Source organism: Vibrio sp. 2096 (assembly GCF_033339595.1).
In the GTDB taxonomy this organism is placed as follows: Bacteria; Pseudomonadota; Gammaproteobacteria; order Enterobacterales; family Vibrionaceae; genus Vibrio; species Vibrio alginolyticus.
Genome location: NZ_JAWOUX010000006.1, coordinates 268,675 through 285,268 on the forward strand (window position 1 = coordinate 268,675; position 16,594 = coordinate 285,268).

At 44.2% G+C, this 16,594-nt stretch carries 15 protein-coding genes and 2 pseudogenes; 6 read left to right on the plus strand and 11 right to left on the minus strand.

The genetic code is table 11. The features are described 5' to 3' along the window. The first annotated feature begins 14 nt into the window (after positions 1–14). From R7Q41_RS14165 to R7Q41_RS14175, 3 genes are read left to right on the plus strand one after another with little or no spacing between them, the layout of a single operon-like run. On the plus strand, positions 15–1,619 hold the full coding sequence (locus R7Q41_RS14165) for a carboxyl transferase domain-containing protein (protein WP_262635908.1): 1,605 nt from the start codon (positions 15–17) through the stop codon (positions 1,617–1,619). A gap of 29 nt (positions 1,620–1,648) precedes the next feature. Continuing rightward, the gene (locus R7Q41_RS14170; RefSeq protein ID WP_017821060.1) at positions 1,649–2,488 is read left to right on the plus strand and encodes an enoyl-CoA hydratase-related protein; all 840 of its coding nucleotides are present in this window, start codon (positions 1,649–1,651) and stop codon (positions 2,486–2,488) included. Then, entirely contained in the window at positions 2,488–3,396 is a 909-nt protein-coding gene (locus tag R7Q41_RS14175; protein ID WP_318076899.1) for a hydroxymethylglutaryl-CoA lyase, read from the plus strand. The genes R7Q41_RS14170 and R7Q41_RS14175 overlap by 1 nt, the downstream gene beginning before the upstream one ends. Positions 3,397–3,442: 46 nt before the next feature. On the opposite strand, the gene R7Q41_RS14180 is transcribed toward R7Q41_RS14175, so the two are convergent. From R7Q41_RS14180 to R7Q41_RS14190, 4 genes and pseudogenes are all read right to left on the minus strand, one after another. Continuing rightward, positions 3,443–4,321 carry a DMT family transporter gene (locus R7Q41_RS14180; RefSeq protein ID WP_053303726.1) on the minus strand — a complete coding sequence of 293 codons (879 nt, stop codon included), beginning with the start codon at positions 4,319–4,321 and terminating at the stop codon, positions 3,443–3,445. Positions 4,322–4,712: 391 nt separating this feature from the next. Next, the gene (locus R7Q41_RS24500; RefSeq protein WP_372036153.1) at positions 4,713–5,249 is read right to left on the minus strand and encodes a methyl-accepting chemotaxis protein; all 537 of its coding nucleotides are present in this window, start codon (positions 5,247–5,249) and stop codon (positions 4,713–4,715) included. Then, a pseudogene (locus R7Q41_RS24505) lies at positions 5,247–6,026 on the minus strand (PAS domain-containing protein); the annotation flags it as partial. The gene R7Q41_RS24500 and the pseudogene R7Q41_RS24505, both read right to left, overlap by 3 nt. A 412-nt stretch (positions 6,027–6,438) precedes the next feature. Then, positions 6,439–6,609: a hypothetical protein gene (locus R7Q41_RS14190; protein ID WP_318107830.1), complete on the minus strand. Its 171-nt coding sequence runs from the start codon at positions 6,607–6,609 to the stop codon at positions 6,439–6,441. Positions 6,610–6,783: 174 nt separating this feature from the next. Here R7Q41_RS14190 and R7Q41_RS14195 point away from each other — a divergent pair, with 174 nt between their 5' ends. Next, positions 6,784–7,224, plus strand: a complete 441-nt coding sequence (locus R7Q41_RS14195; RefSeq protein ID WP_005375731.1) for a phosphate-starvation-inducible PsiE family protein — start codon at positions 6,784–6,786, stop codon at positions 7,222–7,224. A gap of 420 nt (positions 7,225–7,644) precedes the next feature. Here the strand turns inward: R7Q41_RS14195 and R7Q41_RS14200 are convergent, their stop codons facing one another. Both R7Q41_RS14200 and R7Q41_RS14205 read right to left on the minus strand, forming a co-directional pair. Continuing rightward, a complete protein-coding gene (locus tag R7Q41_RS14200; protein ID WP_017635732.1) occupies positions 7,645–8,253 on the minus strand; it encodes a MarC family protein in 609 nt (202 codons plus the stop codon). A gap of 278 nt (positions 8,254–8,531) precedes the next feature. Next, positions 8,532–8,957: a TraR/DksA C4-type zinc finger protein gene (locus R7Q41_RS14205; protein ID WP_017821066.1), complete on the minus strand. Its 426-nt coding sequence runs from the start codon at positions 8,955–8,957 to the stop codon at positions 8,532–8,534. Between the two features lie 190 nt (positions 8,958–9,147). Between R7Q41_RS14205 and zigA the strand changes: the two genes are divergently transcribed. After that, positions 9,148–10,347: a zinc metallochaperone GTPase ZigA gene (zigA, locus tag R7Q41_RS14210; RefSeq protein WP_017821067.1), complete on the plus strand. Its 1,200-nt coding sequence runs from the start codon at positions 9,148–9,150 to the stop codon at positions 10,345–10,347. A 148-nt stretch (positions 10,348–10,495) separates the two neighbouring features. Here zigA and R7Q41_RS14215 read toward each other — a convergent pair whose 3' ends face one another. Together R7Q41_RS14215 and R7Q41_RS14225 are read right to left on the minus strand one after the other, a co-directional pair. Further along, positions 10,496–11,710 (minus strand): CobW family GTP-binding protein, encoded by a 1,215-nt coding sequence (locus R7Q41_RS14215; protein WP_318107827.1) that lies wholly within the window; start codon positions 11,708–11,710, stop codon positions 10,496–10,498. Positions 11,711–12,233: 523 nt separating this feature from the next. Next, positions 12,234–13,505 (minus strand): peptidoglycan DD-metalloendopeptidase family protein, encoded by a 1,272-nt coding sequence (locus tag R7Q41_RS14225; protein WP_318144540.1) that lies wholly within the window; start codon positions 13,503–13,505, stop codon positions 12,234–12,236. Positions 13,506–13,652: 147 nt separating this feature from the next. On the opposite strand from R7Q41_RS14225, the gene R7Q41_RS14230 reads away from it, so the two are divergent. Beyond that, positions 13,653–14,525 (plus strand): aspartoacylase, encoded by an 873-nt coding sequence (locus tag R7Q41_RS14230; protein WP_318107824.1) that lies wholly within the window; start codon positions 13,653–13,655, stop codon positions 14,523–14,525. Between the two features lie 207 nt (positions 14,526–14,732). Here R7Q41_RS14230 and R7Q41_RS14235 read toward each other — a convergent pair whose 3' ends face one another. The 3 genes and pseudogenes from R7Q41_RS14235 to R7Q41_RS14245 all read right to left on the minus strand — a co-directional run. Beyond that, positions 14,733–15,746 carry a CobW family GTP-binding protein gene (locus R7Q41_RS14235; protein ID WP_021707804.1) on the minus strand — a complete coding sequence of 338 codons (1,014 nt, stop codon included), beginning with the start codon at positions 15,744–15,746 and terminating at the stop codon, positions 14,733–14,735. Further along, complete coding sequence (locus R7Q41_RS14240) at positions 15,736–16,296, minus strand: carbonate dehydratase (RefSeq protein WP_017821071.1); 561 nt, start codon at positions 16,294–16,296, stop codon at positions 15,736–15,738. Before R7Q41_RS14240 ends, R7Q41_RS14235 begins: the two co-directional genes overlap by 11 nt. A 44-nt stretch (positions 16,297–16,340) precedes the next feature. Beyond that, positions 16,341–16,517, minus strand: a pseudogene (locus R7Q41_RS14245) (dihydroorotase); the annotation flags it as partial. Positions 16,518–16,594 lie beyond the last annotated feature (77 nt).

Sequence of the window (16,594 nt, forward strand, 5' to 3'; positions counted from 1 at the left end):
ACAAGGAAGTCATTATGGCCATTATCAAAAGTAAAACTAAGCCAACTGACGAGTTATTTCTTTCCAATAAAGCCGTGATGGAAACGTTGGTCACTCAACTTAATCAACACATCGAGACCATCAAACAGGGCGGCGGTGAAAAAGCCATTGAGCACCAGAGGCAAAAAGGAAAACTCCCCGCACGAGAACGCATCGCGCGCTTGCTTGATGACAACACTGACTTTCTTGAAATCAGCCAGTTTGCCGCCTGGCAAGTGTATGACGAAGCGATCCCCTGCGCTGGTGTTATCGCCGGCATTGGTATCATAGAGGGGATTCAATGCATGGTCATCGCCAACGATGCTTCGGTAAAAGGCGGAACCTACTACCCACTCACGGTAAAAAAACACCTTAGAGCGCAAGAGATTGCCCAACGTTGCCAACTCCCCTGCGTGTACTTGGTGGACTCCGGTGGCGCAAATCTCCCTCATCAGTCCGACGTCTTCCCCGACAAAGAACACTTTGGTCGCATTTTCTTTAACCAAGCGAGAATGTCGGCGAAAGGCATCCCCCAAGTTGCTGTTGTGATGGGGCTTTGCACTGCTGGGGGCGCGTACGTTCCTGCCATGGCGGATGTGTCCATTATGGTTAAAGAGCAAGGCACCATTTTTTTGGCGGGGCCACCTTTGGTGAAAGCGGCCACTGGCGAAGTCGTGACGGGTGAAGAGCTCGGCGGTGCAGACGTGCATTGTCGAAAATCTGGTGTCGCAGATTATTACGCTGAAAATGATGAACATGCCCTAATGCTTGCGAGAGAAGCCATTGCCAATGCCAATAGAACAAGACCTGTTAAGCCAGAAAACACCGTGCTTTCTCCCCGCTACGACGCAGAAGAAATCTACGGAATTGTGAATGCCAACTTACGACTGTCATTCGACGTTCGAGAAATTATTGCCCGCATCGTCGATGATTCTGATTTCGACGAATTCAAAGCCTTGTACGGCAGAACGCTAGTGTGTGGCTTCGCTCGTATTCAAGGACACTTGATTGGTATTGTGGCAAACAACGGTATCTTGTTTTCTGAATCGGCACAAAAAGGCGCGCACTTTATTGAGCTGTGCGCCAAACGGAAAACACCGCTTCTCTTTCTCCAAAACATTACCGGCTTTATGGTCGGAAAAAAGGTTGAAGAAGAAGGCATCGCAAAACATGGCGCCAAGCTAGTGATGGCCGTCGCTTGTGCTGACGTGCCGAAGTTTACCGTGATCATCGGTGGATCGTACGGCGCTGGTAATTACGGCATGTGCGGCCGAGCGTATGATCCAACCATGATGTGGATGTGGCCGAACGCGCGTATTTCTGTGATGGGCGGAGAACAAGCAGCAGGCGTTTTAACACAAGTTCGAAAAGACGCGAAGGAACGTCAGGGGGAAGCGTGGTCAGAGCAAGAAGAGCACATTTTTAGAGAATCGATCATAGACTTGTATGAAACACAAGGACATCCCTATTTTGCGAGTGCTCGGCTATGGGATGACGGAATTATTGACCCTAAAAAAACGCGCCAGGTGTTGAGTCAAGCGTTAATGGCAGCATTAAACGCCCCCATTCCTGATAGCGAGTTTGGCGTCTTCAGAATGTAAATATCCAAAGATGAATTAAGGAAGTAAGTATGCAGGAAATGCAACCAAGCATTATTCCCAACGCCCAAAGGCAAGATGATGTTCTTTGGCATGTCGATGATAATGGCGTAGCGACCATTACCCTAAACAGAACAGCTAAACACAATGCTTTTGACGCTTGTACGATCGACTTGCTGATCCACCGCCTAGATTATCTCGCTTTACGAACGGATGTGCGGTGCTTGGTATTAAGAAGTAACGGTAAGCATTTTTCATCCGGGGCCGATTTGAATTGGATGCAGTCGATGGCCGACAGCACGAGGCAAGATAACTTCGTTGATGCCCAAAACTTGGCAAGACTCATGGAAACATTAGATTCGTTCCCTCAACCCACCATCGCAGTTGTTCAAGGTTCCGCTTATGGTGGCGCTTTGGGGTTGATTTGTTGTAGTGATATCGCCATCGCAAGCCAAAGTGCCAACTTTTGCTTAAGTGAAGTTAGGCTTGGTTTAGTTCCAGCGACCATTGCGCCTTACGTCATGCGCGCGATGGGGAATAGACAAGCTAGACGCTATATCTTAAGTGGTGAAGTCATTTCAGCCGAAGATGCCGAACGGTTTGGTATTGTGCACGAAGTGAAAGAAGCCAAACAGCTTGAAAATGCGGTCGATAGCGTAATCAAGACGTTGCTACTTAATAGCCCAGATGCGATGCGTAAAGCGAAAACGCTCTGCCATCAATGTCATCAAAACCCCATCGATCAACAACTGATTCACTATACTAGCAAGCTCATTGCGGACATTAGAGTATCACCCCAAGGTCAAGATGGGCTGCAAGCGTTTCTTGAAAAACGTAGCCCAAGTTGGGTCACCAAGTCACAGGACAAGTAATGCTGCCTTCAAAAGTAAAGATTGTCGAAGTAGGTCCTAGAGATGGGTTGCAAAATGAATCTCCTGTTGCGACCCAGACTAAAATCCGGCTGATCAACTTACTCTCTGATACTGGGCTAACTCATATTGAGGCGGGCTCTTTTGTCTCACCCAAGTGGGTGCCACAAATGGCGGACTCAATAGAGGTCATGAAAGCAATAACACGGCGAAATCATGTTACCTACTCTGCCCTGACACCAAACCTAAAAGGCTTAGAACAAGCGTTGGAGGCTGACGCCAATCAGGTCGCGATTTTCACTTCATCCTCAGAAGGATTCTGCCAACACAATATCAATTGCTCGATTGCAGAAAGCCTAACTCGCTTCGAACCTGTAATGCGATTAGCCACCAAACACGGCATCCCTGTTCGTGGCTATCTATCCTGCGTTGCCGACTGCCCTTACGATGGCCCGACAGCCCCTAAACAAGTGGCGAGCGTGGTCAAATCACTCATCGATTTAGGGTGTTATGAGGTGTCTCTAGGCGACACAATCGGTACAGGCACGCCAAACCGTATCGCTGCTATGCTAGAAGCCGTCATGTTGGTTGCACCTCTTCCCCAGCTTGCTGTCCATTTCCACGACACATGGGGACAAGCTCTCACCAACATTTATCAGGCACTGAGTATGGGCATCAATACCATCGACAGTAGTGTAGCCGGGCTGGGTGGATGCCCATACGCTCATGGCGCATCAGGAAATGTCGCAACGGAGGATGTACTATATTTATGCCAAGGATTAGGAATAGAAACGGGGATCGACTTAGAGCTACTGGCTAAAGCTGGCTGGATGATCAGCGAAGAGCTGGGTCGGCAGCCTACATCAAAAGTGTCATTAGCATTGCGTAACCGCGTATTATCACTTTCGTAGAAGGCCATCCGGCACCTCAAATTCTCCCAACCCAAGTTAATTTGCTCTACTTTCGAGTAGTGAAGCGAAACCGCCCGCCAGTACGGTAAATAATTAAAGAAAATAAGATAAGCACACAACCTACTAATTTATTTGCCGTTAGCACTTCGCCATACCACAGCACGCTCAGAATAACCGTCCAAACTGGTTCTAATATCATAATTAGAGCAGCGTTACCTGCCTGAACAAATTTTTGCCCCATGGTTTGCATTACGTAACGCAAGCTCGTCGCTAATAAGGTACTCAACGCAAACCACCACCAAATAGAGGAGTCCACCTCTGCCGGGAAAGATTCCATAAAAAATGAAACCAACAAACCTAAACAACCTGCTGAAAAAAGTTGCACGCAAGTAAGCAGCAGCACAGGTAGTTTTTGAGAGTATTTGCTGTTCACATTAAAATGAAGCGCCAAAACCAGTGCTGCACCAAGAAACCACAATTGACTGGCCGATTGTTTCCAGCCACCAACTAAAGAAAGACAAGCAAGACCTAATACAGCGATAGGCAAAGAAAGCCAGAAAATTCGTTGTGGTCGTTGACGAAACATAACCCATGCAACAATCGGCACAAACAGCATGGAAAGGCTCATGATAAATGCGCCTTCCCCGAGAGTATCACTGATAGAAATAGCGTAAATCCATGTCATAACGGCACTGCCTAACAGGAGCCCGACACCACCAGCAGAAAGCACATCTTTTAAGTTTGCTTTCAGCAAAGGTCGGTAACATAGAGGCAGTAAGCAGAGCGAAGCGATAGTAAATCGCGCCCCAATAAAGCCAAAAGGTGGTAAACCCTGTATTGTTTCCTTAGAGAATATCCAGCCAAGTGCCGCGATCATCGTCGTCGCAACCAGAATAACCGTCGCTTTGCGTTCTGAGTTAAACATAAGTACTCACAAAATATGGAACACACAATAGCGCAGCAAGAGAGTTTTACTGCGCTATTGTGTAAATTTGAAAGGGGTTTGTGTCGAGCGAAAAAGTGAAAGCCCGATCCTCTCCTGTATTGTTGTCACGCAGATTGAAGTTCTGCTGCTAGATACATTAAATGCAGGCAAAGTCTTAAGGCAAGCCTTTTCGCATACTAAATTACTTTAGCATTCTATACAGCAAGCAAACTGGCTAAAACCTGTACCGGGTGTCGAACTACCTCCCCTTCAAAACGCTTAACTTGACTGCGGCAGGAGTAGTATTGCGACTTCAGCGCTCCTCAATACAGGTTGAATAAGGCGAATTGCTTTTTACCAATCGCCTCTGCAATGAAAACTTATTGATTAACTACAACGAGCGGTTAAATTGCTCCACGGCCTCTACAACACGGCTAGCGCCATCTTGTATTTCATTCATCACATTACCTGCTTTTTCAGAGAGCTCTAGCGTATCTAGTGCTTCTTTTTGGCATTTAGCGATCAGCTTAACTGCGTTATCCGTTCTCTGTAGGTTTTCACTTACCATTGTGACAATTTCATCGGTGGTTGCATTGGTTCTTGTAGCAAGCTGTCTGACTTCATCAGCAACAACGGCAAAGCCTCTACCATGCTCACCCGCACGAGCCGCTTCTATCGCCGCATTTAACGCCAATAAGTTAGTTTGGTCAGCGATACCACTGATGCTATTTACCAACTCGCTAATACGCGATGAGTGCGCTTTAAGCTCGTCAATCGCCGTGTTCGCTTGCTGCATTTGCTCGGAAAGTATCTGCATCTTTTCTAACGTTGAGCCTATAACCTCTTGCCCTTGCAGGGTTTGTGTTCCAGTTTCTTGGGAGATTTCGTTCGCCAATTGCGCAGCCTGGGCCATTTTCTGTTCCTGCATCACCTGCTGGGTAATATCTGTCGCGAACTTAACGACCTTGTAGAGCTCTCCTCTGTCGTTATGGATAGGGTTATATGAAGCCTCTAACCACACCTCTTCACCATAACGGTTAACTCGTTTGAATCGCTCTGATGAAAATTGCCCTTTTGCTAAACGTTGCCAAAACTCACGGTAAGCTTGAGAGCTCGACTCTTCCTGATCACAAAACATGCGATGATGCTTCCCTAGAATCTGATCAAGCGTATAACCCATTGTGTTTAGGAAATTATCGTTGGCTTTTAAAACATGACCATCTAATGTGAACTCAATCACCGCCATAGAACGACTTAATGCATTTAGCATGTCCTCTTGCTCACGAGATGATTTGATCGTTCGCGTAAGTTCAGAAGCAAAAACAAAAAAGCTTTCTACTTCTCTGCGCTCATTTAAAACAGGCTGGATAATCGTTCTTAACCAGGCTTCCTCACCATTACCTTTCTGTACTTGCAATGCCCCATTCCAGAACACTTTATCTTGGACGGCTTTCTTCATTCGATGAAAGTGATCTGTATTGCGCGAATTTGACGGTACCAATTCAGTAATTGATTTCGTTAAGATCTCATCATCATTTAAGAAAAGTTCTTGCTGTAGCTTAGTATTTGCAGAAGTAATGATGCCTTTACTATCCAATGTTAAGCGGATCATCTCTTCATCTAAACTGGTTTGGATTTGCTGCAGGATTTGCAACTCCTGCTTTAATCGTTGATTTTCTTGTTGAAGCGACTTATTAAAAAACATGACTTTCTCTCATTCGACCGACCTTCGGACTAGTCAAAGGTTTATTATTTGTATACCGAATAAACTGCAAGCGGCAAAATCGTTTGGTTGCATATTCAAACGCGATTTCTATTTCTCATCAAAGGACCCCGCTGGGAATACGGCGATTTTTTCTACAGTGTAACCTAAGCGCAGTATACTGAAATTTCTTCAGCGCCCAAGCTGTTTATATATTTATCAATATTAAAGCTCTTTATCGCCAGTTTGAGGTTTGTATTTGTGGATATACTTATATGGAGAAGTGTTGTGTTCAGATCAATAAGCCTTTTCATTAAAAAAGGACCTTGACTTAGTTCCAATAATTTTCGCCGTTTTACCGCTTTTCCACCCGACTTTTGAGCGATTACCCACTCCTTATTCGCTTGTATTTCTATTAACAACGCACGGAGGAACCAGCAACAAGCGCATCGATTTGCCCAGTATCAATACGTTGTGGTATCCGCTCATTCAGTTTGCCGTGAAGGTGATGAATCACCACCTCACCAGTCGACTCTTCACGATCAGAAATGAGGCAATGAGGTAATGAGGTAATAACGCATGACACCAGAGATTACATTATGTGTCCAACATTGTGCCCACACCTAAGTTTCATAACTTCCTTCCCTCGGACGCTTCTATCTCTCACCACAGCAACTATGCTTTAAACGACATGTATTCAATTGTCTAGCTTCAACATATGAAGGTTAAGTGAACATAAACAAGCGAAGGAAACAGGGCCATGGAAGTCGATAAAAATGATAAGTTAACAAAAAAATTACAGATAGTGATTCATTGGTCTGTAAGAGTATTGTCGATAGTTATGTTGTTTGTAATCGTCATGGGTGTGATAGATGTTGCATGGACGATATATCAAAAACTTATCACGCCACCTAAACTCATTCTGACGATTTCAGATATGCTAGCCACTTTTGGTGCTTTTATGGCCGTTTTAATTGCTATTGAAATTTTCATCAATATAACTATTTACCTGAGAGAAAATGTTATTCATGTAAAAATCGTCATGGCCACCGCGCTGATGGCAATCTCCCGAAAGGTCATTATTATAGACTTTGAAACCTTGTCTCCAATGTACCTGATTGGAATTGCGGCTGTAGTTCTTAGTATGAGTCTTGGTTACTGGCTGATCCATAAACTGCCCAATAAGAGCCATACTGAATAAACTTCTCAGCCTCCCGAATTTTCAGATACTCTCAAGGCATGAAAAAGTCTTGTCTTGGCACGTTGAAGCTAATAAATTCCTCCATGCTAGGCTCTATATACTGCGAGACTACAAGAGTATAGAGTAGTGCCTAGGCGGAGAAATTATCGATATTGTTTTCTAGCAGCTAATCTTTGAGTATTGGCACAGCTCAATGGGGGCAAGTGTTGCTCCAGTTCCCCCATCTGATATATACCCTCAACATCTATGCATTTTACTTTCAACTTTTCCGTGGTCCTCTTAAACAAGGTCGTCACGAGTAGCCTGAAGGATTACATCCGGCTAGAAGTAACAGCCAGAAAAGTGATTGTCAGGTGGTTGGTCATCTCGCCGTAAAATTAGCTCTTAACGTATACCTTCAGCTCAGTTTGCGAAAAAGCCTTAAAGGTCAAAGTAACTTTCAATCCCATTCAGAGTGTTGGTCGTGGCCACAGCGGCTAATATCAACCCCATGATCCGACTTACAGCACTAGCTCCTGTATTCCCAATAATCCTGTGTATGCCGCTGGCCATTAATAGCAAGATATAAACAACCAATAGTACCAGCAGCATCATAGCCACGGTCTGGACTTGCTCCCAAATATTAAACCGCACGTTCTCTGTGAGTAAAACGGCGGCTAATATTGCGCCAGGGCTAGCAATTGATGGAATGGCTAGAGGAAAAACTGCTGTATCATGATGACTATTGAGCGTTCTGATTTCTTCTGCTGGTTTACTCTCACCAAATATCATAGTCAAAGCAAACAAGAACAATACGATACCGCCCGAGATTTGAAACGCAGACAAGGGAATACGCATTGCTGTAAGTATGATTTCACCAGCAACAACAAAAAACAGTAGGATAGCAGCGGAGAATAGAGTCGCAAACAGAGCGACCTTACGCTTTGCCACTTCTTCATAGCTTTTTGTGGCTGCGATAAAAACGGGCACAGTACCTATGGGATCGATGACAGCAAAGAAAAAGATAAAAGTTGCCACAAAGTCAATCATGCTACTTCTCCAGTACCAATTTAGCTTTAAGGATAGAAGATCAGCTTGAAGTAGCAGAGAAAATGTTTGACGCTAACATAGCGAGAGCTCATTCAGAAAAACAAAAATGGTGCGTTATTTACAATACAGAACTTACTTCTATCCTATCGATAACTATTAATATCTCAAAGGTAATGACTACCATACCTAACGGTAGTCGCCATCGCTTTAGACTTCTCAGAGAACATCAAAAAAACAAGTGAACGAGAAGAATATCGACGTCATAAGATAGTGAGGCTTTAGTGTTTATACCAGTGCTCTTTTGACTCCATTTGAGCTTTTACTTCTGCACTATATTCAGCAGTAGGTCGTGCCAATAACCTTGGAATGCCGATAGGTTCTCCGGACTCTAAACAATAGCCATACTCCCCTGCGCTCAAGCGAGCCAACGATCGTTGAATCTTAGGTAACAGCTTTTGCTCTCTATCTATGATTCTTAATGCGATTGCAGATTGCTCCTCACTGGACGCCCTATCGCTTTCGTCACTGAATTCCATTGGCGCAATCATCTCTTCTTTCGCGCGTTCAATATGCGCTAACGTCAATTCATAAAGCTCAAATAATCGGTTTTCAAAAAACGCGAGCTGAGCTTCATTCATATAATCCGCCTCGGGCGCTGCAAGAATTTCTTCTTCTGTCATGACATGCTTTTTCTCTTCGTTCATAGAACCTCCACACCGAGATAAGAGTTCGATCTCTAAATTCCGGACATCTGAACCTGTGCAACTAAACGACAAATAAAGCCGCCAATAAGGTGCAGTACTCGACACAGTAACAAACTGCTTGATGCCAGAGTTAAGATCACCGACTATATTAATTGTTACATTATAACATTACACTATAAAGAGCATGAGCATGAACACCCAGAAACTCCCTGTTACGGTTTTATCCGGCTTTCTAGGCGCAGGAAAAACAACCGTTTTAAGTCATATTCTTAACAATAGACAAGGCAGAAAAGTCGCGGTCATCGTCAACGACATGAGCGAAGTCAACATCGATGCGGCAACTGTTCAGAATGAAGTTTCTCTCAACCACAGTGAAGAAAAGTTGGTTGAAATGAGTAACGGCTGCATCTGTTGTACCCTGCGTGAAGATCTACTTGAAGAAGTCACTAAACTCGCGCAAGAAGGCAGATTCGATTACTTAGTTATCGAGTCCACTGGCATCGCCGAGCCACTTCCCGTTGCAGAGACTTTTACGTTTGCTGATGAAAACGGGCTATCACTTTCAGACGTTGCACGTTTAGACACCATGGTTACGGTGGTTGATGCGATTAACTTTCTGCGTGATTACGATGAAGCTAAGTTCTTAACAGAGACAGCCGAATCCTTAGGTGAAGACGATGAACGCAGCGTCGCCGACTTACTCGTCGATCAAGTCGAGTTCGCTGACGTGATCCTGATAAGTAAAACCGACCTCGCTGAGAAATCAGAAATCGAAAGGCTTCTTGCGATTCTTAAAACCCTAAACACATCGGCCACTATTCTTCCTATCTCGAATGGTGAAGTAGAACTTGATGCCGTACTCGACACACAAAGTTTCAGTTTTGAAAAGGCGCAACAAGCCCCAGGTTGGTTGAAAGAAATGCGAGGCGAGCACATACCTGAAACCGAAGAATACGGCATTTCCAGCTTTGCCTATCATGCGAGACGCCCTTTCCATCCAGAGAAGTTTTACGACTTCCTCCACAATGCGAAAGATTACGGCAAACTGATTCGTTCCAAAGGTTACTTTTGGCTAGCAACCAGACCAGAGTTTGTCGGTCAATGGAGCCAAGCGGGAGGCATCGCACGTTATGGTGTTGCGGGTATGTTTTGGAAAGCAATTCCGAAAGAGGAATGGCCGACGGCTCAAGATTACTTAGATGCTATAAACGACATTTGGCAAGAACCTTATGGCGATATGCGACAAGAATTGGTGTTCATTGGTCAGGGATTAGAGCAAGAGAAATTGATTGCTCGTCTAAACGAATGCTTGTTAACAGAAGATGAGATGGAGCAAGGGCTCGACTATTGGTTATCTCTGGAAGACCCTTTCCCTGAATGGGAACAGTAAACGACTGAGATTCAAAAAAGCCTCCCACCATTCGGGAGGCTTTTTCGTTACACAGAGCCAATTTTGGTATACCGAGCCAATTCAGTAAGTCCGTTCTTGGTACAAGCCGAGATTCAAACATGCACCAAGGGAATCCTCACCAGTACATTCAAACTGTCTTCTTCTGGCTCAACTTAGCTATTTTCTTTGGCCAAGGATCTTCAAATGTTGCCCCCTGTTGCCATTGCTCCAATTCCGCATCCGTTAAAAAGCAGTTTTCCAGCGCATCAATAAACACATCGACTTCGTTTTCTTGCCCAATCACCGTTAAGCGACAACGACGATCACCAAAGCGGCTTTCAACACTGTCTATCTTATCTTGCAGGATTTGACGATGTTCCTCAGTGAAGTTTTGCGATTCGTCATTGATTACCGAAGCGCGCCAAAAGCCTGTAATTTCAAGCCCCACATTGCCGCTTGCTTGGCTCCAAAGCAGTGAAACATCGTCTCGAGTTGGAAACCAAAAGAACCCCTTACTGCGGAACACACCTTTAGTTAAATACTGGTGGCAGGTACTCCACAAACGCGCAGGATGAAAAGGTCGATCATCTTTGATCACTTTGGCGACAAGGCTTTGTTCGTCTTTATCAGAGAGATTCAACGGCTCATTCACCGTCTCACGAAGTTCTGCGATTAACTGCTCAACAAGGAAGAAATTGTAGTCTTGCTCACCTTTCAACATGCGGATATCCAAGTTTCCCCATGACGTTTTGATTATCTCGGTGTAAACATTAAGCGGATGAATCCCCTGCGCGATGTTGCGAACGGTATTGTCATCCACTTTGTCCGTCTTGGTGAGCATGACACGGTTTGAGAACATAATTTGCTCTACCAACAAGTTTTCAACGCCGCGAACACCCTGCTTTACGTTCTCTTGCCACTTCGGAATTAAGGCAGAGCCTTGTCGATAGTCATCTCGCAACCAAGTCGCATCCACCAACGTAATCACGTCTTTGAGTGCGAATGGTGCGTTGTTTTTAAAATACTCAACCAAAGGCAAAGGATGACTACTGCCCGACGTTTCAATCACAATCCATTCTGGCCATTTTTCTGCGCAGAGCTTTTTAAGGGCTTTATCGAGCTGCTTTACACCACTCGGGCTGCTGATGCTGTCTCCACTGATCGTGACAAAGTTGCCCTGCTCTTCACTCACCGCATCGGTATTTAAGATAAGCACGCCATCAACGTCTAACTCACTCATGTCATTCACAATAACGGAAAGATCAATACCAGAAGAATCGGCTTGTTGAAGAATGTTGCGTAAAAAAGTGGTTTTCCCTGACCCGAGAAACCCATGCAAAATAGTGACTGGAATTGATGGCATACCTTTGACCTACAAACTCTGAATAAACACATGTTATAACATAACAATTTGATGAGTTATAGAAGGAATCCAATTGCTGTCTTAGACCCAAAGCTTAAGAATCGGTAAAGACCACAGAGACTGATTTTTCAGAACTCGCCTTCGTTTCTCAGCACGTTTCATCACCAGCAAAGGTCTGACTATTGATAAAAACAATAAGTGGTTACAAAACGACCATTGCTTTGTTTATAAAATTGGAGAAAGATGACAATACAGCGATTTATAGGAGTTGGTGTTATGACTTTAGTTCTTACCGTTCTTATTTTCCTAAGTTGTATTGCGATGCTCGCAATTGGTGTGATGTTTTCACGTAGGCCGATCAAAGGCGGAGGTTGTTGCAAAGCGTCCGATGTTGCGGATGTGGACGCACGTAAAAGAAAAAATCGCAGTCATTATTCTTCTAGGAACACATATTGAGACTCACCTATTGCTCCAACCTCACAACACAAAATAGCATAGCTGAGCCCTAACAAATTGTCGGGACTCAGTTTTTCGTTTCTACTAGATAATCAAACTCTGATACTCGCGCCAAAAATGAAGGTTTCTGGATGTTAGGAAGCGACTTCGCGATAGGTAAGTCGGCTTTCATTGCATCAACCGGACGATTACGAACTAAAACTTCAAAATGTAAATGTGGTCCGGTTGAACGACCAGTATTCCCAGAGAGGGCTATTTTTTGCCCACGCTTTATAACTTGACCTTTTTTAACCAAGATTTTATTCAAGTGTAGGTAACGAGTTTTGTACACACTGTTATGTTCAATCACTAAATAATTACCGGCATAAGGGTGCTTGCGGACCGCAATTACTTTTCCATCCCCAGTAGAATAAACTGGCGCACCGATTGGTGTCGCGAAATCCGTTCCGTTATGCGGGGTGACTCTTCCCGTCACTGGGTGTTTACGCTTAGGGTTAAACCCAGAGGTGATTCGGCGGTATGCCCTATCGACAGGATAACGGTTAAACGCTCGCTCCAAACTGTTACCAGCTCTATCATAGAACCGTCCATCCTCGGCTAGAAATGCAGCGACTTCGCCCTTCGCTAAGTTAAAAGAAATAGCCTTAATCTCACTATTGCCAGTTTTGTGTTCACCTAAATATTGCTGTTTCACTAATATATCGAAACGGTCACCGGCTCTAAGAGATCGCGCAAAATCAATCTTATCTTTCATCACCTGCGTAATATTTGCGACGTGGCCTGATGCCAATCCTACTCGATGTGCCGAGACTGAAAAACTCCCTTTGATTTCTCCCGAAAATAAGGTTTCACGCCATTCCCCTGAAATTTCCTGAAATTCGTAAGAGAAGGAGCCATCGTTTTCTCTAGTGTAGATAGCCTTCTCTACAAGGCTCATATGATAAATTAGTCGACTCAATTGCCCCATGTCATCCATCACTAATTCAAGCTCTTCTCCGGGCTTAATCATATCTAGCTGGAGGTGATCAAGATCAACTGAGAGAATTTGCTGCAAAATACCGTAAGGGAGACCCAATTGAGCGAAGATACCACTGAGCGTATCTCCCACTTCAACTATGTAGTGTATTTGTTTAGGTTTAGGTTTAGGTTTAGGCAACGGAGTCAAACTGCTATCTGAGGGAACCACTATCTTTGATGATGGAGGTGGTGACGAATCACTGCTTTGATTCAGTTGAGTGCTGTGACTATCTTGATTTGGCTCATCCTCTGTAGGTAGAAGCAAAGCGACCGAAAAACAAAACACAGCAACGATTAAAGCAATAAATTTAAACTGACTCATGAGAAACTAAGTATCAATAACAACAATTGTTATGTTATAACATATCTAGGATTATTTTTACTCAGTTTAGTAAACGTTTATTCAGTTCACTGGATTGGCTAAGAGAAGACCAGTCATTCAACCCATTCTCTTTGAGAAGGCTCAATAATGAACACATTCAATTCAGCACTTATCGTTGCAGGAACACACGGAAACGAACTTTCTGGTATTTATTTACATAAACTAATCAAAGAAAAACGTTACTCTGTCAATAGATCAACCTTTTCAGCCTGCTCGATCATCGCAAACTCCGAAGCAGTAAAACACAACGTCCGATACATCGATACAGACTTAAATCGCGAGTTCTCAGCAATGAATAGCAATCATTGTCCTAATTTGCATGAAAGCAAGATTGCACATCAATTTATCGAGAAATATGCAAACCAAGAAAAACTGTTGATTGTTGACCTGCACAATACAACAAGCAATATGGGAGCGACGTTGATTTTGCTTTCTAACGATGTGTTTTATCGGAAACTGGGCGCGTACGTCAAACAACGAATGCCATCAGCACATGTCCTTTTCGAAGAGCGAAAAGAATGGCAAGAGCAACCTTACCTTTGTACTGCTGGGCAATATGGAATAATGATTGAGGTCGGGGCGCAAGCACATGGTGCGCTAGAGTACAGTACGTTGGAGTTGATGAAACAGATGCTTACCGCAGTATTGGACTATGTTGAAAAGCACAACCTCAACCAAATAGGCTTACTGAGCGATTATGAGGCGTTTTTTTACACCGAAGAAATCAGGGTTCCACTTGATCAAGAGGGTATGCGGCAAGCACTAGTACACCCTACTATTTGTGGCAGAGATTTTGAGGCGGTCAAACCAGGAGCACCTTTATTAGCGACTTTCGCTGGTTATGATATCCATTGGAATGGCAAAGGGGAAATTTACCCGCACTTTATCAATGAGAGCGCCTACAGTACCGCAAATATAGCAATGGCCCTCGCTAAAAAAAGACGTGTTTCTTCCGTGTAACTTAAAGCAAGTAATTAGGCCACGTGTAACGTGGATACCTCACCCCATGAATAAAACTGTGCCTGAACCGCATAGGCAGAAAATACGGGTACTAACCCCACCCTAATACGGCAGCATAAGTGCCCTAAGCGCAGCTTTAAAAGAAACCCCACTAGAATTTTAAGGAGGTAAGACATTATGGTTAAAAGGAGAGTTTTCTCTTTTCTATCATGATGCCTTCTCCAAACATCGAAATAATCTATCTTCAAATTGGTCATCTAGACCGGAAGAGATCAGTTCTAGGCGGCTTTCTGAACACTCGTCTAGTTCAAACTCTGTGAGTCCATCTGATGTTAGATTGTAACCAAAAATACCGCTTCCCGTGATAAAAACCGCTTTCATTCGTTCGACCTTGAGGTCGAGCAGCAATAATCTCAGCTTTTGATGATCGAACACGTTTTCAGCGGATATACGCCAACCGATACTGTAGAAACCTTCCCCCTGATTGGTTGCTTTTAGAATGCCGCTCTCAGGCATAGGCAACTCAGGAACAAGTGACTTTTTCTCTCTTTCACGATAAAGAACAGAGGGCGTTTTTTGCACGTCAATACGAGTCGCTCCCTCACATTCATGAAAAGGGATAGCGCCATGTTCAGCGAAAATCACTTTTGTTTCCCGCAGACCGAGCTTTGCTATATAAGCCGTCAGCTTTTGCTCATCTTCATCTTGATAGAGATCGCGCTTATTACCTACCACTGTATCTGCGATAGTGATTTGCTGGTTAAACGTTTCATGCTCAGTGTACTTAGGATCCGATAGTTTACGTGCATCGACTAAAGTAATGTTTTTTTGCAAAGCGAGAATTTGACGATAATACTCGGTCGATAGCACTTGCAGTACTTCTTTAGGATGACCAAGGCCTGTAGGTTCAATCAACAATCGATCTGGCCTTGCTTCAGACAATAATTGATTTAAGGCGATTTGCATCGGAAGACCTGCTGCACAGCACATACATCCCCCGGGGACCTCTCGAATAAACACTTGGTCTTGTTGTTTTTTTTGGCCTTGTAACAAGCTGCCATCAATACCAACTTCGCCAAATTCATTGACCAATACAGCCCAACGTTCATGACTCGGTTTATGGGTCAATAAGTGCATTATTGCCGATGTTTTCCCCACCCCGAGAAAGCCAGTGATGATGTTAGTCGGCACTCGCGAAATCAGTGGCTTATTAAAGTTCATTGGCAATTCTCCGGTAGCCTTGGACTAGTTCATGGTTGGCAGAAACGACGGATTCGGAAAAAGCTGAATATTCTGGCGGCACTTTAGAGATACTCTCTAAATCAAAACCGACACCAATATTGGTCATCGGTGGTACATGGAAATAAGCGGGTAAATCGAGGCCATCGACGACACAGTTATGACGAATAACACACCTCTCACCGATGACGCTATTGAACACGACGGAGTTGAAGCCAATGAAAACATCATCACAAACCTGGCAAGGACCATGAATAATCGAACGATGAGCAATGGATGAGCGCTCACCAATGGTCACCGCAGCCCCTGCCTTAGAGTGAATTACGACACCATCTTGGATATTGGTGTCACGTTTGATGACGATAGCTTCCATGTCTCCATGGTTATTAACTTCGTCAGCTCGAATAACAGCATAGGGTCCAATAAAAACGTTATCCTCAATAATGACTTTGCCACAGATAATAGCGGTTGGATCGATAAAGGCTGTTGAGGACACCTGTGGCATATGGCCCGTTGGGTTTCTTCTTAACATAATGCTTCCAGTTTGTTTATGGCTCTTTTTTTACGGTCAGCGACTTAACGATTGAAGGATAAACGCATCGCTCCAGCTGGTTTATCGATGACTTTGTTATTGGCATAAACTAGCGCGCCATTGACCCAAGTCTTTTGAATTTGAGCTGAAAATTCATGTCCAGCAAAAGGCGACCAACCACAGTGATATAAACTGTTTTCGTTGCTAACTCGTGTTGGGGTGTGCGACGTGAGGTCGTATGAAGCGCTGTTCACCGCTCAACGAGTGAACCATCTGTATCACCAGATGAACCTAGGAC

Coding starts and splice junctions, on each gene's coding strand:
- R7Q41_RS14165 (WP_262635908.1), top strand. CDS start 15: ATGGCCATTATCAAAAGTAAAACTAAGCCAACTGACGAGTTATTTCTT.
- R7Q41_RS14170 (WP_017821060.1), top strand. CDS start 1,649: ATGCAGGAAATGCAACCAAGCATTATTCCCAACGCCCAAAGGCAAGAT.
- R7Q41_RS14175 (WP_318076899.1), top strand. CDS start 2,488: ATGCTGCCTTCAAAAGTAAAGATTGTCGAAGTAGGTCCTAGAGATGGG.
- R7Q41_RS14180 (WP_053303726.1), bottom strand. CDS start 4,321: ATGTTTAACTCAGAACGCAAAGCGACGGTTATTCTGGTTGCGACGACG.
- R7Q41_RS24500 (WP_372036153.1), bottom strand. CDS start 5,249: ATGCAGGAACAGAAAATGGCCCAGGCTGCGCAATTGGCGAACGAAATC.
- R7Q41_RS14195 (WP_005375731.1), top strand. CDS start 6,784: ATGGAAGTCGATAAAAATGATAAGTTAACAAAAAAATTACAGATAGTG.
- R7Q41_RS14200 (WP_017635732.1), bottom strand. CDS start 8,253: ATGATTGACTTTGTGGCAACTTTTATCTTTTTCTTTGCTGTCATCGAT.
- R7Q41_RS14205 (WP_017821066.1), bottom strand. CDS start 8,957: ATGAACGAAGAGAAAAAGCATGTCATGACAGAAGAAGAAATTCTTGCA.
- zigA (WP_017821067.1), top strand. CDS start 9,148: ATGAACACCCAGAAACTCCCTGTTACGGTTTTATCCGGCTTTCTAGGC.
- R7Q41_RS14215 (WP_318107827.1), bottom strand. CDS start 11,710: ATGCCATCAATTCCAGTCACTATTTTGCATGGGTTTCTCGGGTCAGGG.
- R7Q41_RS14225 (WP_318144540.1), bottom strand. CDS start 13,505: ATGAGTCAGTTTAAATTTATTGCTTTAATCGTTGCTGTGTTTTGTTTT.
- R7Q41_RS14230 (WP_318107824.1), top strand. CDS start 13,653: ATGAACACATTCAATTCAGCACTTATCGTTGCAGGAACACACGGAAAC.
- R7Q41_RS14235 (WP_021707804.1), bottom strand. CDS start 15,746: ATGAACTTTAATAAGCCACTGATTTCGCGAGTGCCGACTAACATCATC.
- R7Q41_RS14240 (WP_017821071.1), bottom strand. CDS start 16,296: ATGTTAAGAAGAAACCCAACGGGCCATATGCCACAGGTGTCCTCAACA.